We start from the raw sequence: 14,601 nt of genomic DNA on the forward strand, positions 1-14,601 counted from the left end.
TCGGCCGTATTAGGGAGGGCTCTGCGATAGCACTTCTGTACGAACGGCGAGGACACCTCGGGGGGAAACCGGTGTCGCCGGCGCGTTCGACCTGTCGTGGTGAGGTCGACGTCCAGACCGGGTTCGCCGTCGCGTCAGTCGTCCGCGGCGGCCAGGTCTCTCGGCTCGGCCGACAGCATCGGCGTCCCGTCCGCCCGCGGGCCGAGGCGGGGGCCGAACGGCGGGGCATCGGGGTCGACCCGGTGTCGACGTCGGTAATCGGTCGACCGCTCGACCAGCGGTCGTCCGATGGCCGAGACCATGTCGACGTAGTCGGCGACCGAGCGGAACTCGCCGTACTGCCCCCCGGCGCGCTTCGTAATCTCCTCGGAGAGGATGGTCCCCATGAGGTCGTTCGCCCCGCAGTTGAGCAGTTTGAGCGCCTTCGCGTTGCCGTACTTCACCCACGACGACTGGACGTTGTCGACGTTGTCGAGGAACAGGCGGGAGACAGCAATCATGAGTTCGTCCTCGGCGTCGCTCGCGCCGCCGTCGACGATTCCCCGCCGGTACAGCGGCGTGTTCTGGTGGACGAACGACAGCGGCACGAACTCCCTGATTCCCCCCATCGAATCCTGCAGGTCGCGGACCACGTCGAGGTGCATGACGCGGTGCATCTCGTTCTCGACGTGGCCGTACATGATGGTCGCCGTGACGTCCAGCCCCGTCCGCATCGCCCCCTCCATCGCGTCGACCCACCCCTGTGAGTCGATCTTCCCGGGGCAGATGACGTCGCGCACCTCGTCGACGAGTATCTCGGCGGCGGTCCCGGGCGCGGAGTCGAGGCCGGCCGCCTTTAGCCGCCGATACACGGCCTCGTACGACCAGTCGGTCCCTCGCCGGGCGTGGTAGGCTTCCTCGGGCGTCATCGAGTGGAGGTGGACGCCGCCGACGCTCATCGCCGCCATCTGTTCGAGGTAGGTGCCGGGGTCGACCTCGTACCGCTCGGGCGGCTTGTAGTTCACCGTCTGGGCGGGCCGCTCGTACGACGCGAGTATCTCGTGGTGTTCGTCGTCGAGCGCGAACGCCGGGTGGAGCCCCGACACCGAGCAGACCTCCGAGATGCCGAGGTCGAGCGTCTCCTCGACGATGCGGCGGGACTCCGCGGGCGTCTTGGTGAAGCCCGCGTGGTCCGCGCCGCCCGTCTCGAAGCGGTGGGCGGTGTCCTTGAAGTTGCAGAACAGACAGCCGGTGTTGCAGGCGGTCGTGACGTTGTTGTTGAGGTTGGCGACGAAGGTGACGTCCTCGCCGACGACGTCGGCCCGGCGTCTGTCGGCCGCCTCGAGGACGAGTTCCTTCCGGCGGGGGTCGATACCCGCCGCCTCGGTCCCCGTCGTGAGGAGTTCGACGCCGTCGTCGACGGTGAGACGCTCGCCCGCGCGCGCTTTCGCCAGGGCGTTCTCGAACGACTGGTCCGTCTCCGGGACGTGCTCGAACGTCGCCGCGCTCGGAGTGTCGGACGCATCGAGCCCTGATGGCATGGTCTGTGGGAGTAGCCACGGGGTGAAAAGTGGGCCGGTCCGGGGAGTCGTCACCGTGCGTTCGTGCCCCGACACGAACCACTATGCGTCCCCGTGCGGTGGCTCACACATGGACGGCACCAGTCGAAAGCGAGCGGTCGCGGCGGGCGCGTCGACGGTCCCGCTCGACCCCGAGGCGCTCGCCGAGCAGGCGGCGGCGGACCTTCCGCCAGGACCGCGCGCGTATCTCGTCGGCGGGGCCGAGACGGAACAGACCATCCGCGACAACCGCTGCGCGTTCGACCGGTGGCGGATTCGTCCGCGCGTGCTCCGGGACACGTCGACGCGCGACCACCAGGTCACCGTCGGCGACCAGCGACTCACGCATCCCCTCGTCTGCGCCCCCATCGGGATGCAGTCGCTGTACGACGACGAAGGTGAGGTTGCGACTGCCCGCGCCGCCGGACGGACGGGGACGGCCCTCTGTCTGAGCACCGTCTCGTCGGCGTCGCTCGAAGCCGTCGCCCGGGCGCAAGACGAGGCCGCCGATGGCGCGGCGGTGCGGTGGTTCCAGGTGTACTGGTCCGGCCGCGAGGTGACGGCGAGCCTGGTTCGCCGGGCCGAGGCAGCGGGCTACTCGGCGCTCGTCCTCACCGTCGACACACCCGTCACGGGGTGGCGCGTCCGCGAACTCGAGAGCGGCTACGCGCCGCTCGACCACGGCCACGGCCTCGGCACCTACGCCGCCGACCCGGTCGTCCGCGAGCGGGCGGGCGGGACGGACGACGAGGCCGTCGCGTCCGTCGTGAGCGACTGCCTCGGTGATGCGAGCCTCGACTGGGACGACGTCGCGTGGCTCCGTGAGCGGACCGACCTGCCGCTCTACCTCAAAGGGGTCGTGCACCCCGACGACGCCCGCCGTGCGGCCGACGCCGCCGACGGCGTCGTCGTCTCCAACCACGGTGGGCGACAGGTCGACGGCGAACTCGCGGCGCTCGAGGCGCTCGGCCCCGTCGCCCGCGAGGTCGGTGGCTCGATACCGGTGCTGTTCGACAGCGGAGTCCGAACCGGCGCAGACGTCTTCCGGGCGCTTGCGCTCGGTGCCGACGCGGTGCTCCTCGGCAGGCCCTACTGTTACGGACTGACGCTCGCGGGCGCGGACGGGGTCGCGGACGTGCTCCGGAACCTCCGGGCGGCGTTCGACCTGACGCTCGAACTCTCGGGGTACCCCACCGCGTCGGCTCTCGACGGGAACGCGGTCGTTCGCGCCGGGGACTGAGACCGTCTCGGAGACTCACAGCCGCTCGTCGACGAGGTCGACCAGCCGCGGCAGCGCCCTCGTGACGTCCGTGCGGAGGTCGTACTCGGCGCGGCTGGAGTACGGTGTCTCGTCGAGGTTGACCACGACGAGTCGGTCGCCGAGGCCCGCGAGCGACGCCGCGGGGTTCACCTGGAGCGAGGTGCCGACGGCGAGCACCGTCTCCGCCCCCATCGCGAGGTCCTCCGCACGACCGAGCGTCTCGGGGTCGAGCGTCTCGCCGAAGAGGACGACGTCGGGTTTGTAGACGCCGCTGCAGTCACAGCGTGGGGGCGTGTCGCCGTCGCGGACGCGGTCGAACGCCGGCTCCGCGTCCGCCGTCGACCCGCACGACTGGCACTCGACGCGGGACGCGTTGCCGTGTATCTCGGCGAGAGTGGGCTGGCCCGCCGCGCGGTGGAGGCCGTCGGTGTTCTGCGTCACGACGCCGTCGAGGACGCCTCGTTCCTCTAACTCGACCAGCGCGTGATGTGCGGGGTTCGGTTCGATTTCGCCGGGAAACATCGTCTCCTGAAGCCGGAGTCGCTCCTCCCAGAACCCCTCGGGGTCCCGGCGGAACCGCGAGTAGTGGAAGTCGTTCGGGTCGAACGCGGTCTCCCAGATGCCGCCTTCGCCCCGGAAACTCGGTACCCCCGAGGCGGTCGAGACGCCCGCGCCCGTGAGCGCCATCGCGCCCCCACCCTCGACGAGGGCGTCGGCGACCTCAGCGAGCGGACCGTCGTGGTCGGTGGACACGCCCTGACGGAGACGTGCCGCGGACAAAAGCCGTGCGCCGAGTGCCCGCACGACGATGCATCGACGTGTGTATTCTCGCGGCCGACCGCCGAAGGGTACGCACGAAATTGAAAGATACTTCCCATCGGCCCGCGCGCACACGAGTATGACCAGCGTCAAGGAGATACACGTCGACCGTGAGCCTCGAGAGGGGGAACTCGGCGCGGGGACGTTCTACTTCACCGACGACTACTCCGTCTTCGACTGGGGACAGATGCCCGACCGGATTCCCGAGAAGGGCGCGGCGCTCTGTACGATGGGCGCGGCCAACTTCGAACTGCTCGACGTGAACCACATCCCGACCCACTACCGGGGTGTGTACGAGACGAGCGACTCTGGCGAGGGAGAACCGAAGGAACTCGGCGAGTGCGCGAGTCCGCCACGGACGATGGCCATCGAACTCGCCCGCGTCCCCGACCTCCCCACCGACGGCGAGGCGTACGACTACGAGGCGTTCCACGCCGCCGCCGGCGACGGCTACGTCGTCCCCCTCGAAATCGTCTTCCGGAACACGGTCCCCGAGGGGTCGTCGCTCCGCCGTCGTCGCTCGCCCGCCGAGTTCGACCTCCCGTACGAGACGTGGCCCGACGAGGTCGTCGACCTGCCCGAGCCCATCGTCGAGTTCTCGACCAAGTTCGAAGAACAGGACCGCTACCTCTCGCGCACAGAGGCGGAGGCCATCGCGGGACAGGCGAGCCTCGACCGCCTGGAGGAACTCGCGCTGGGCGTGAACACCGTCGTGACGATGCGCGCCGAACAGACCGGCTTCACCCACGAGGACGGCAAGATCGAGGTGGTGTACGACGACGGCACCCTGAAGGTCGCCGACGTGGTCGGCACGTTCGACGAGAACCGCTTCTCCTACCAGGGCCAGGAACTCTCGAAGGAGGTCGTCCGACAGTACTATCGGCGGACCGACCCCGACTGGGTCGACGCCGTGAGCGCGGCCAAAGCCGAGGCGCGAGAGCAGGGCGTCGCCGACTGGCGGAGCCTGTGCGAGGAGTCGCCGGACCCCCTCCCTGCCGAGGTGATCGAGGTCGTCTCCGACGTCTACACCGCGGGGACGAACACCTACACCGATTTCGACTGGTTCGATGCGCCCGCGCTCGACGAGGTTGTCGAGGCTGTCGAAGAACTCTGAATCCGGGTCTTTCTCCCGTTCGAGTCGACGCTGAAGCCGCCGCGCCCGCGGCCTTCCCGGCCACCACGACGCCGTTTCCGCCCCACCACCACAACGCCCGCAGCGTCGACGCGTTTCCGACGACCCTCGTCGAGCGCGGTACCTGAACACACAAGTACCCCCCGTCCAAACCAGCAGACATGGTAACCCTCGTGGACTTCCTCGCCCGACTCATCGGGAGCGTCTTCGAACTCGTCGTCATCTTCATCACGGAGGTCGCGCTGTCCGACCCGCTGTCGTTCATCTCCTTTGCCATCGGTGGGGCGCTGACGACGTTCGCCCTCGTCGCGTTCGCGTATCTCGCGGTCGGGGCACTCGTCGACGCGGTGAGCGGTGGGAGTGGCGGCAGTGGCGGCAGCGGCTCTATCGGTCGTGCGCCGCCGCGGCAAGAGTAATCGCCGCTTCGAGGTCGGGGCCGAGCGGGGACCCGACCACGAGACTGTCCGCGTGTTCTTCGACCCGAGCCATCCGCTCGCCGACCTCTTCGACCGTACCGGCCATGCAGAACGCGTCGACCATCGCCGACGTGACGAGTTCGAACGCCGCCGAGAACTCGCCGGCGCTGATCTTCGCGCCGATGTCACTCGCTCGTTCCGCGTCGATACCGTGTCTCTCCAGCACGGGCGGTGCCGCGCCGGCGGTGATAAAGGCCACCGGGGGCCGCGCAGCCTCGCGCGCGGCCTCGCGCTCCTCGGCGACCGAGACGCTGGCGTACGCTGCGAGGTCGAAGTCACCGCGCTCGTCGGGGCGGTCGGCCACGCCCTGTTCGACCTGGTCGCGTGCCCACGCGAGGTCGTCGGGGTGTGAGCCGTTGAACAACAGGCCGTCGGCGTGCTTCCCAGCCATCCGGCACATGTGCGGGCCCTCCCCGCCGACGTAGACGGGCACGTCGCCGGGGACGTCGAAGTTCAGCCCCGCGTCCTCGCAGGTGAACGTCCCGTCGTGGGAGACGCGCTCGCCGTCCCACAGTCGCTGGGCGACTTTGAACGCTTCCAGCACCGACCGCAAGCCGCGTTCGTCCTCGAGGCCGAGGTTCGTCAGCGTCGACGGGTCGCCCGGGCCGATGCCGAACACCGCGCGCCCGCCGGACTGGTCGGCGACGGTCGCCGTCTGCGAGGCGAGCGTCACCGGATGGCGCTCGTAGGGGTTCACGACCCCGGGGCCGAGTCGAACCGTCTCGGTCTCGCTCGCGAGGCGTGCCAGGACGGCGAAGGGGTCGCGGTTGTTGTAGTGTGAGGAGACGAAGACGGTGTCGTACCCCTCGGCCTCGGCGCGGACGCCGAGGTCGACGACCTCGTCCACGGGGTGTTCGGGGGTGAGTTCGATGCCGAACATCAGCTATCGCCCCCCTCGGCGGTCGCTCGTCGCGTGTCTCGTCGCATACGCCCCCTCGGGACTCGCCGGGTTTGAACGCTCGACATACCGGCAAGGGAACCCGCTCTCGAAACCGCCCTACGACTCGTAGCGCCACCCACGGAGGGCCTGCCGGACGAAGTCACCCTCGACGTCCCGGAAGAGTTCGTCGCTGCCGGCGTGGTCGCCGAAGTCGAAGTCACGGACGACGACGACGGGGGTGCCGCCCGCCCCTTCGCCCGCGACGAGGTTCGACGCGGCGGCGAGTTCGTCGACGACGCTCTCCACCGTGGCGGTGAGTTCGCGGCCGTCGCGGTCGCGTTCACCGCGCCAGTCGCGCGAGGCGGGGAGCCCGGCCCAGCCGATGGCGACGCCCCGCTGCCCGTGGCGGAACGGCCGCCCGCAGGTGTCGGTGACGACGACACGGTCTGCGACGAGACCATCGCGGAGGCGGGCCGCCGACTCTGCGGGACGCTCCGGTAAGAGGAGGAGGTCACCGCCGGGCACGTTCGAACGGTCGATGCCGGCGTTGACGCTGACGTGACCGAAGCGCGTCTCGGTGAGGAGGAAGGGTGCCTCCATGAGGAGGTCTGTCGACTCCTCTAAGACCGCCTGGGCGAACCGTGGGTCCTTCTCGTCGCCCGTCGCCGCTTCGAGCCGAGCGGCGAGTTCTCTCGCGCGGGGCCCGGGAGGGAAGTCGTCGAGCGACCGCACCCGCCGCTCGGCCTTCGAGACGACCGTCGAGGCGACACAGACGACGTCTTCCGCTCGGAGGTCGACCCGGTCGGCGACGAGCGCGGCGAGGTCGTCACCCGGTTCGACCTCGGGGAGGTCGGGGACGGCGAACAGTTCCATAGTCGTCTGATTCGGTCGGGGAGTAAAAAGCGGCGCGTGATGCGTGCGGGGGCTACCGCTCGTGCACCTCGACGTCGAGGGCGTCGCCGTCGACCGTGACGGTGAGCATCGTGGCCCGACTCGCCGGGCGCGCACCCGTCGCGCTCCCGGGGTTGAGCAGGCGAACCCCGTCGACGACCGTCTCGGTCGGCGTGTGGGTGTGGCCGGCGACGCCGACCACCGTCCCCGTCCCGACGTCGACCGTCTCCCCGACCAGGCGTCGGACCCGCGTGGACCACGAGTCGTGCGGCCCGGTGCCGTGGACGACGACGAACGTCACGTCCTCGACCTCGACGGTGGCGGCCGCGGGGAGGTCGACCGACGGCGGGTCGATGTTGCCCGCGACGGCGGTCAGCCCCTGTGCGAGGTCTTCGACGAGCGAGCGCGTCTCGGGCGCGTCGAAGTCCCCGGCGTGGATGGTGTGGTCGGCCGCCTCGATGTGGTCACGGACCCAGCCGGGAATCGCGGCTTCGCGACCTGGGACGTGGGTGTCACTGACGATGGCGAGGTCGGTTGACATAGACGGTGCCTCGGACGCGAAATATAAAAGGTGTCGTTCGCGCGGAAACACCATCAGAAAACGTATTCTAACTGAACTGTACTCTCTCTCTCGATTCGAGTGGGGATATCGACAGACGGCGGTCATCTCTCTCCCGTCTGCGACGGTGAGACGGGAGATGTTTACTATCACTATTGTTCATGTTTTGTATAAACGTTTATGTACAACTAGTGGTTCGTGAGGCGTACGCACAATGTCCAATGATAATAACACGCATGGGTCGGGGCTCTCGCGCCGACGGATGCTGGTGACGACGGCAGCACTGGGTACCGCTGGTCTCGCCGGCTGTGGTGGACAGAGCGGTGACGGCGGCGGGGGTGGGAGCGGAAGCGGAAGTGGTGGTGACGGCGGTTCCGGTGGAAGTAGCGGTGGCGGTAACGGCGGCGGTGGCGACGGTCGGAACGTCCAGACGATGTTCCGCGGGGAGTGGCCCATCGAGACGAAGAACAACGACAACATCCCGTTCGAGTACACCGTGACCGAGGGGGCGGCAGTCCCCGAGATTACGGTCAACTTCGCGTCCGACGAGGAGCCGTGGATGCGCGAACACGCGCTGATGATCCAGCGCGCGTTCACCGACGTCGGCGTCCCGGTGGCGCTCGACGACGTCCCGACGAACGTCATGTACGACGAGTACTGGGCGGCAGACACGGGTCACACCGTCTCGGTGTCGATGAACACTCACGGCCCCGACCCGCAGCGTGGACTCGACCCCAACCCGTTCTTGATGCGGATGCACCCGCGGACGGGCGGGAACTACTACAACTACAACAACCCCGAGATAACGGAACTGCTCGAGCAGCAGGCGACCGAAATCCAGGACCAAGAGCGTCGCGTCGAACTGTGTCACGAGATACAGCGGAAGGCGAGCGATGACGCCTACATCCTCTCTATCGCGTTCACCGACGTCATCATGGCGGGCAACACCGCCGACTGGGAGGGGTACGTCCCCATGCCCGGCAACGGGACCAACCGCGACTCGTTCATCTGGACGCAGGTGAACCTCCAGCCGACCGGCGACTCGAGTACGTGGGTCAAGGGCGTCCTCGCATCGATGGGCGGCCTGAACATCGCGTGGGCCGGCGGTGGCCCCGAGGCGAAGCGCCTCACGAACCTCTACGACGGCCTGTTCGACGCCTCGCCGCAGCTGGAAATCGTCCCGGCGCTGGCGACGGACGCCACCGTCGTCGACGAGACGACCGTCGAGGTTCAGCTCCGCGAGGGCGTCCAGTGGCACGACGGCGAGGCGTTCGGGCCTGACGACGTGAAGTTCAGCGTCGAACTGTTCAAGGAGTACAACTCCCCCGAGATGGGGCCGTTCTACGAGCCCATCGAGAGCGTGGAGGTCATCTCCGAGAGCGGGGGCGGTGCAGTCCGGTTCAACCTCAAGCGACCCGACGCCGCCTTCCTGACCCAGCGGATGGTTCGCAGCGTCATCCTCCCGAAACACAAGTGGGAGAACGTCGACAACCCGGCCCAGCACAACCCCGAGAACCCTGTCGGGACGGGCCCGTTCCAGTTCTCCAGCTGGGAGCAGGGGACCCGCTTCGCCGTCGAGAAGAACCCGGACCACTGGATGTGGGACGAGTCGGTCCGCGAGGAGCTGCTGGGCGAGTACTTCACGTCGGGAGACGGCATCGACGGCATCGTCTGGGCCAACGTCGGCAACGTCGACGCGCTCATCGGGGCGATGCAGAGCGGCGACATCGACGCCATCGGGACGACGCTGTCGAACGACCAGGCCGACCGCGCCGCGTCGACGAGCGGCGTCGAGAAGCAGGTGTCGAAGAACTACGCGCCGCTGGACGTCCACATCAACCACATCAACCCGCTCATCCGGGACAAGGAGTTCCGCAAGGCGCTGAGCCACTCGGTCGACAAGGAGGGGTTCGTTCAGGGCGTCCTCGGCGGCCGCGCGACAGTCATCGAGGGACAGAACCTCATCTCGCCGATGATGAGCCCGTTCTACACCGGAGACATCCCGACGTACGAGTACAACCCCGAGCAGGGCAAGCAGTTGCTCCAGCAGGCCGGGTACACCTTCGACGGTGACACGCTGGTGGCCCCGTCCGGCGACGCCTGGGACGCGTTCGCCGCCCGCGTCGAAGACGGGCACGCCGACCGGTCCGACCTGGACCAGCCCGACTTCTCCTGAACGAGTAGAGAACCGACTTTCAGTACCACATGAGTTTCAGACGCTTCCTCGTCAAACGGGTCGCCATCTCGATCGCCCTGACACTGGTCTCCGTCTCGATTATCTTCCTCGCGCTCCGGCTGCTCCCGGGGGACCCGTTCAGTTCGCTCATCGCCTCCGGGGGGCTCACCCAAGAACAGGTCCAGGCGTTGCGGGTCCAGTACGGCCTCGACGAACCCGTCTACGTCCAGTACGTGAAGTACGTCCAGAGCCTGTTGACGCTCAACTTCGGCTTCTCCATCGCACAGAGCCGGCCGGTGAGCGAGATCATCTTCCCGCGGCTGCTCAACACGATGCTACTCCTGGTGCCGGCGCTGGTCGTGACGGCCATCGTCAGTTCGGCGCTCGGCTCGTACGCGGGCTGGAACCGCGGGTCGTCGTTCGAGCAGCTGAGCATCGTCGTCACGACCTTTTTCCGGTCGACGCCGGTGTTCGTCACCGGCATCTTCTTTCTCATCATCTTCTCGTACCAGCTCGACCTCTTCCCGGCGTTCGGGATGCGGAGTCCGGTGGCGAACCCCGAGGGACTCGTCGAGACGTATCTCCACCCGGACTTCGCGATGCACTACTTCCTGCCCTTCCTCGCGACCGTGCTGTACTACAGCGGTGACTTCCTGCTGCTCGCACGCAACTCGGTCGTCGAACGCAAGGGGTCGGCGTTCCTCACGCTCCACCGCGCCAAGGGGCTCTCCGAGATGGAACAGCTCGCCCGAGCCGGCCGGAACTCGATGCTCCCGCTGTTGACGTACTTCGCGCTCCGGCTGGGCATGATGTTCCAGGGCGTCATCACGCTCGAGGTGGTGTTCGCGTGGCCGGGTATCGGTCGCGCGCTCGTGTTGGCCATCAACCAGAAGGACTACCCGACGGTCCAGGCAGCCATCTTCATCATGGCCTTTGCGGTCATCGTGATGAACCTCCTCGCGGACGTGATGTACGCGAAAGTCGACCCGACGGTCGAGGGAGGTGACGTCTGATGTCACTGCTCTCTGTGGTCTCGGTCGACCGGAGCGAGCTGAAAGAGCGGGCCTCGGAGAACCTCACGCGGGCGAAGAACGTCATGGCCGTCGTGCTCAAAGACGACGCGGCGAAGGTCGGCGTCGCGGTCTTGCTCGTCTTCTTGTTCCTCGGGCTGTTCGGGCCGGCGCTGGCTCCATACGAGCCTATCGAGCACACGATGGAGACCGAGGACGGGCAGATGATGCGGATGGCCCCGCCCAACAGCGCGGCACCGCTCGGCACGACGACGTTCGGCAAGGACGTGCTGAGCCAGTTCCTCGCCGGCGCGCGGCCGACGTTCATCGTCGGCTTCTTCGGCGGCGTCGGCACGGGGGTCGTCGGCTTCCTCGTCGGCCTGACGAGCGGCTACTTCGGCGGGCGGGTCGACGAGGTGTTGATGCGCCTGACCGACCTGACGTTCGCGCTGCCGTTCCTGCCGATGGCGCTGCTCGTGCTGACGTTCGTCCAGCCGAACATCGTCCTCATCACGGCGGTCATCGTCGCGTTCTTCTGGAAGATGCCCGCGCGGGTCATCCGGTCGGAGGTGATGACCGTCCGCGAGCGAACGTTCGTGAAGTCCGCCCGTGCCGCCGGTGCGGGGCACGGTCGAACCATGTTCTTACACGTCGCGCCGAACGTCATCGGCGTCGGTTTCCTCTACACCGCCTACGCCGTCTCCTGGGCTATCGCGGGCCAGGCGTCGCTCGCCTTCCTCGGCTTCGGCGACCCGACGGCCACCTCCTGGGGACGGATGCTCCAGCAGGTGTTCGAGTCCGGCGGGATGCGCGAGGCGTGGTGGTGGGTGCTCCCACCGGCCATCGGCATCGCGGCGGTGACGACGTCGGTGTTCCTCGTCGGCCGCGCGTTCGAGGAGGTCGTCAACCCCGAACTACGGAGTGAAGACTAGTATGAGTCTACTCGAAGTCGAAGACCTACGAATCAGGTACAAGACGTCCGAGGACGACGTCCACGCGGTCAACGGCGTCTCCTTCTCGGTCGACGGTGGCGACAACTACGGGCTCGTCGGCGAGTCCGGGTGCGGCAAGTCGACCATCGCCCACTCGGTTCTCGGCCTGCTCGACGACAACGCCCGCATCGACTCCGGGACCGTGCGGTTCGACGGGCAGGACCTCCTCGACCTCTCCGAGAAGGAGTGGCGTGACGTCCGCTGGCAACGGATCTCGTACATCCCACAGAGCGCGATGGACTCGCTCGACCCCGTCATGACTGTGGGGAAGCAGATCAGACAGGCCATCAGGACACACCGTGACGTCTCGAAGGCCGACGCACAGGCGAGAGTCGACGAGGTGTTCGAAATCGTCGGTCTCGACCCCGAGCGGACGACGGACTACCCCCACCAGTTCTCCGGCGGGATGCGCCAGCGCGTCACCATCGCGATGGCGCTCGCGCTCGACCCGGACCTCATCATCGCCGACGAGCCGACCACCGGATTGGACGTCATCGTCCAGGACAAGATCATCCACAAGCTGCTGGAGATTCAAGACGAGATCGACAGTTCGCTGCTGTTGATCACCCACGACATCGGCGTCGTGGCCGAGACCTGCGACGACGTCTCCGTGCTGTACGGCGGGAAGGTGATGGAGCAGGGGGCGACGCGAGACGTCCTGAAGCACCCGACCAACCCCTACACGATGGGGCTGAAGAACTCGTTCCCGGACATCGACGACTTCGACCACCAGGCCATCTCCATACCTGGGTCGCTTCCGGACCTCACGGAGGAGCCGACTGGCTGTGTGTTCCGAAACCGGTGTCCGTTCGCGACCGACGAGTGTGAGGAGGGACACCCGCCCATCGAACCCGTCGAGAACCAGCGGTCGGCCTGCTACCACACCGACCGCGTCGGACAGTTCCGCGCGGAGGCGACCGAACCCGAGACGTGGGGGCTCGAGTTCGTCGAACGCGGCGAAGGGCGCCGCGCCGGCGACACCGTCCTCGAGACCGACGACCTCTCGAAGTGGTTCACACAGACACAGGGCATCGTCGACCAGCTCCGCGGGCGAGAGCCCAACTACGTCAAGGCGGTCAACGAGGTGGACATCGACGTCCGCGAGAACGAGGTCGTCGGGGTGGCCGGCGAGTCCGGCTGCGGCAAGTCCACGCTCGGGGAGGTCATCTCCGTCCTCCAGCCCCGGACGGCCGGGAGCATCAGCTTCCGCGGGACCAGCGTCGACGAGTACCTCGACGGCGGGGCGAAGGAGTTCCGCTCGAAGGTGCAGTTCATCTTCCAGGACCCGTTCGACTCGCTGAACCCCAGACAGACCGTCCGTGCCGCGGTGGCGGAACCGCTGAAGATTCAGGGGCGCGAGCGCCGCAACATCGAGGAGACGGTCCGGAAGACCCTCTCCGACGTCGGGCTCAACCCGCCGGAGAAGTATCTCGACGACTACCCACACCAGCTGTCGGGCGGGGAGCGCCAGCGCGTCGCCATCGCGCGCGCGCTCGTCCTCGACCCCGAACTGCTCATCTGCGACGAACCGGCGTCGATGCTCGACGTCTCGCTGAAGGCCAGCATCCTGAACATCCTGCGGAAGATGGCCGACGAGCGCGACATCGGCATCGTCTACATCTCCCACGACCTGGCGAGCCTCTCACAGATCAGCGACCGACTCGCCGTGATGTATCTCGGGCGCATCGTCGAACTCGGGCGGACCGAAGAAATCGTCCAGAACCCGAAGCATCCGTACGCCGCGTCGCTCCTGTCGGCGTCACCGAACGCCGACCCGACCGAGAAGCGACAGCGGGTGTTGCTCCCGGGCGAGCCGCCGAACCCGGTGAACCTCCCGTCCGGCTGTAACTTCGCGCCGCGCTGCCCGAAGGCGACCGACGAGTGTCGGGACGCGGAACCGGAGCGGACCACCTACCAGGACGGCGACCACGAGGCCGCCTGTTACCACCCCGTCGAACGCATCGAGCGCGAACTGCTCGCGGAGTACGAGCGATGACGGACACCGCTCGCCCGCGCCGGTCCGCGCTGTTCACGCCCGCCGACGACGTCGAGATGCTCCGGAAGGCGCTCGGAACCGACGCCGACGCGTTCATCTTCGACCTCGAGGACGCCGTCCACCCCTCGCGGCGGGAGGCGGCCCGCGAGAACCTGCGGGCGTTCCTCCCCGACCTCGACGTGGACCGCGAGGTCGCCGTTCGAGTCAACGGCCGGGGCACCGACGACTTCCCGGACGACCTCAAGACCGCGGTCGAGGCCAGGGCCGACGCGGTCGCCCTCCCGATGGTCGAATCGGGTCGCGACGTCCGCGAGGCGTGGGCAGCGCTCTCGACGCTCGCCGACGACCCGCCGCCGCTCCGCGTGACCGTGGAGACGCCGACGGGGATGCACGCTGGCTCGGAGATCGCCGCGGCCTGCCGAGAGACGGGCGTCGAGAGCCTCGCGTTCGGCTTCGCGGACTACTGCAAGGCCATCGGGTCGCCCGGGACGCCGGACCGGGTCAGAGAACGGCTCGAACTGCTCACCGTCGAGTACGCCGCGATGGCCGGCGTCGACCCCGTCGCGTCCGTCCACCTCGACATCGGCGACGAGGACGGACTCCGTCGGGTCGCCGAGCGGGCCCGCGCCACGGGGTTCGTCGGGATGACCGCCATCCATCCGGCACAGGTCGGCGTCATCAACGAGGCGTTCACGCCGCCAGACGACGAGGTGGCACAGGCGAGACGGCTGGTCGAGGCGTTCGACGCCTCCGAGCGGGACTCCCTCGAAGTCGAGGGCGTCTTTCTCGACACGGCGACCGTCGACCGCTACCGCCGGCTGCTCGAACGCGCGCCCGAGTAGAGCCCGCCGTCTCCTTCTCCGACCCGCTC

At 68.0% G+C, this 14,601-nt stretch carries 13 protein-coding genes; 8 read left to right on the plus strand and 5 right to left on the minus strand.

Features of this window, described 5'->3' with window-relative positions; translation table 11 throughout:
* Positions 1-134: 134 nt before the first annotated feature.
* Positions 135-1,520 carry a 7,8-didemethyl-8-hydroxy-5-deazariboflavin synthase subunit CofH gene (cofH, locus tag E6N53_RS06895; protein WP_136589557.1) on the minus strand — a complete coding sequence of 462 codons (1,386 nt, stop codon included), beginning with the start codon at positions 1,518-1,520 and terminating at the stop codon, positions 135-137.
* Between the two features lie 109 nt (positions 1,521-1,629).
* Here cofH and E6N53_RS06900 point away from each other — a divergent pair, with 109 nt between their 5' ends.
* Positions 1,630-2,778 carry an alpha-hydroxy-acid oxidizing protein gene (locus tag E6N53_RS06900; protein WP_142857967.1) on the plus strand — a complete coding sequence of 383 codons (1,149 nt, stop codon included), beginning with the start codon at positions 1,630-1,632 and terminating at the stop codon, positions 2,776-2,778.
* A 15-nt stretch (positions 2,779-2,793) separates the two neighbouring features.
* On the opposite strand, the gene E6N53_RS06905 is transcribed toward E6N53_RS06900, so the two are convergent.
* Positions 2,794-3,486 (minus strand): Sir2 family NAD-dependent protein deacetylase, encoded by a 693-nt coding sequence (locus E6N53_RS06905; RefSeq protein WP_142858491.1) that lies wholly within the window; start codon positions 3,484-3,486, stop codon positions 2,794-2,796.
* Positions 3,487-3,697: 211 nt separating this feature from the next.
* On the opposite strand from E6N53_RS06905, the gene E6N53_RS06910 reads away from it, so the two are divergent.
* Entirely contained in the window at positions 3,698-4,732 is a 1,035-nt protein-coding gene (locus E6N53_RS06910) for a phosphoribosylaminoimidazolesuccinocarboxamide synthase (RefSeq protein WP_142857969.1), read from the plus strand.
* Positions 4,733-4,911: 179 nt separating this feature from the next.
* Positions 4,912-5,166, plus strand: coding sequence for a DUF8024 family protein (locus tag E6N53_RS06915; protein WP_142857971.1), 255 nt, complete (start codon positions 4,912-4,914; stop codon positions 5,164-5,166).
* Here E6N53_RS06915 and E6N53_RS06920 read toward each other — a convergent pair.
* The 3 genes from E6N53_RS06920 to E6N53_RS06930 form a co-directional block, all read right to left on the minus strand.
* On the minus strand, positions 5,135-6,106 hold the full coding sequence (locus E6N53_RS06920; protein ID WP_142857973.1) for a 5,10-methylenetetrahydromethanopterin reductase: 972 nt from the start codon (positions 6,104-6,106) through the stop codon (positions 5,135-5,137). The genes E6N53_RS06915 and E6N53_RS06920 overlap by 32 nt on opposite strands.
* A 117-nt stretch (positions 6,107-6,223) precedes the next feature.
* The gene (locus E6N53_RS06925; RefSeq protein ID WP_136600915.1) at positions 6,224-6,979 is read right to left on the minus strand and encodes a coenzyme F420-0:L-glutamate ligase; all 756 of its coding nucleotides are present in this window, start codon (positions 6,977-6,979) and stop codon (positions 6,224-6,226) included.
* Between the two features lie 52 nt (positions 6,980-7,031).
* The gene (locus tag E6N53_RS06930) at positions 7,032-7,538 is read right to left on the minus strand and encodes a metallophosphoesterase family protein (protein WP_142857976.1); all 507 of its coding nucleotides are present in this window, start codon (positions 7,536-7,538) and stop codon (positions 7,032-7,034) included.
* A 280-nt stretch (positions 7,539-7,818) separates the two neighbouring features.
* On the opposite strand from E6N53_RS06930, the gene E6N53_RS06935 reads away from it, so the two are divergent.
* Genes E6N53_RS06935 through E6N53_RS06955 form a run of 5 tightly spaced genes read left to right on the plus strand, consistent with a single transcriptional unit; the run spans position 7,819 to position 14,572 of the window.
* Positions 7,819-9,732, plus strand: coding sequence for an ABC transporter substrate-binding protein (locus E6N53_RS06935; RefSeq protein WP_142858493.1), 1,914 nt, complete (start codon positions 7,819-7,821; stop codon positions 9,730-9,732).
* A gap of 29 nt (positions 9,733-9,761) precedes the next feature.
* Positions 9,762-10,745, plus strand: a complete 984-nt coding sequence (locus E6N53_RS06940; RefSeq protein ID WP_136589550.1) for an ABC transporter permease — start codon at positions 9,762-9,764, stop codon at positions 10,743-10,745.
* Positions 10,745-11,674 (plus strand): ABC transporter permease, encoded by a 930-nt coding sequence (locus tag E6N53_RS06945; protein WP_236639579.1) that lies wholly within the window; start codon positions 10,745-10,747, stop codon positions 11,672-11,674. The genes E6N53_RS06940 and E6N53_RS06945 overlap by 1 nt, the downstream gene beginning before the upstream one ends.
* A gap of 1 nt (position 11,675) precedes the next feature.
* The gene (locus E6N53_RS06950; RefSeq protein ID WP_142857978.1) at positions 11,676-13,730 is read left to right on the plus strand and encodes a dipeptide ABC transporter ATP-binding protein; all 2,055 of its coding nucleotides are present in this window, start codon (positions 11,676-11,678) and stop codon (positions 13,728-13,730) included.
* Complete coding sequence (locus E6N53_RS06955; protein ID WP_142857980.1) at positions 13,727-14,572, plus strand: HpcH/HpaI aldolase/citrate lyase family protein; 846 nt, start codon at positions 13,727-13,729, stop codon at positions 14,570-14,572. The genes E6N53_RS06950 and E6N53_RS06955 overlap by 4 nt, the downstream gene beginning before the upstream one ends.
* Positions 14,573-14,601 lie beyond the last annotated feature (29 nt).

The organism is Salinigranum halophilum, assembly GCF_007004735.1.
GTDB classification, from domain to species: domain Archaea; phylum Halobacteriota; class Halobacteria; order Halobacteriales; family Haloferacaceae; genus Salinigranum; species Salinigranum halophilum.

Excerpts from the sequence above, each read along its gene's own strand:
- cofH (WP_136589557.1), bottom strand. The coding sequence starts at position 1,520 with ATGCCATCAGGGCTCGATGCGTCCGACACTCCGAGCGCGGCGACGTTC.
- E6N53_RS06900 (WP_142857967.1), top strand. The coding sequence starts at position 1,630 with ATGGACGGCACCAGTCGAAAGCGAGCGGTCGCGGCGGGCGCGTCGACG.
- E6N53_RS06905 (WP_142858491.1), bottom strand. The coding sequence starts at position 3,486 with ATGGCGCTCACGGGCGCGGGCGTCTCGACCGCCTCGGGGGTACCGAGT.
- E6N53_RS06910 (WP_142857969.1), top strand. The coding sequence starts at position 3,698 with ATGACCAGCGTCAAGGAGATACACGTCGACCGTGAGCCTCGAGAGGGG.
- E6N53_RS06915 (WP_142857971.1), top strand. The coding sequence starts at position 4,912 with ATGGTAACCCTCGTGGACTTCCTCGCCCGACTCATCGGGAGCGTCTTC.
- E6N53_RS06920 (WP_142857973.1), bottom strand. The coding sequence starts at position 6,106 with ATGTTCGGCATCGAACTCACCCCCGAACACCCCGTGGACGAGGTCGTC.
- E6N53_RS06925 (WP_136600915.1), bottom strand. The coding sequence starts at position 6,979 with ATGGAACTGTTCGCCGTCCCCGACCTCCCCGAGGTCGAACCGGGTGAC.
- E6N53_RS06930 (WP_142857976.1), bottom strand. The coding sequence starts at position 7,538 with ATGTCAACCGACCTCGCCATCGTCAGTGACACCCACGTCCCAGGTCGC.
- E6N53_RS06935 (WP_142858493.1), top strand. The coding sequence starts at position 7,819 with ATGCTGGTGACGACGGCAGCACTGGGTACCGCTGGTCTCGCCGGCTGT.
- E6N53_RS06940 (WP_136589550.1), top strand. The coding sequence starts at position 9,762 with ATGAGTTTCAGACGCTTCCTCGTCAAACGGGTCGCCATCTCGATCGCC.
- E6N53_RS06945 (WP_236639579.1), top strand. The coding sequence starts at position 10,745 with ATGTCACTGCTCTCTGTGGTCTCGGTCGACCGGAGCGAGCTGAAAGAG.
- E6N53_RS06950 (WP_142857978.1), top strand. The coding sequence starts at position 11,676 with ATGAGTCTACTCGAAGTCGAAGACCTACGAATCAGGTACAAGACGTCC.
- E6N53_RS06955 (WP_142857980.1), top strand. The coding sequence starts at position 13,727 with ATGACGGACACCGCTCGCCCGCGCCGGTCCGCGCTGTTCACGCCCGCC.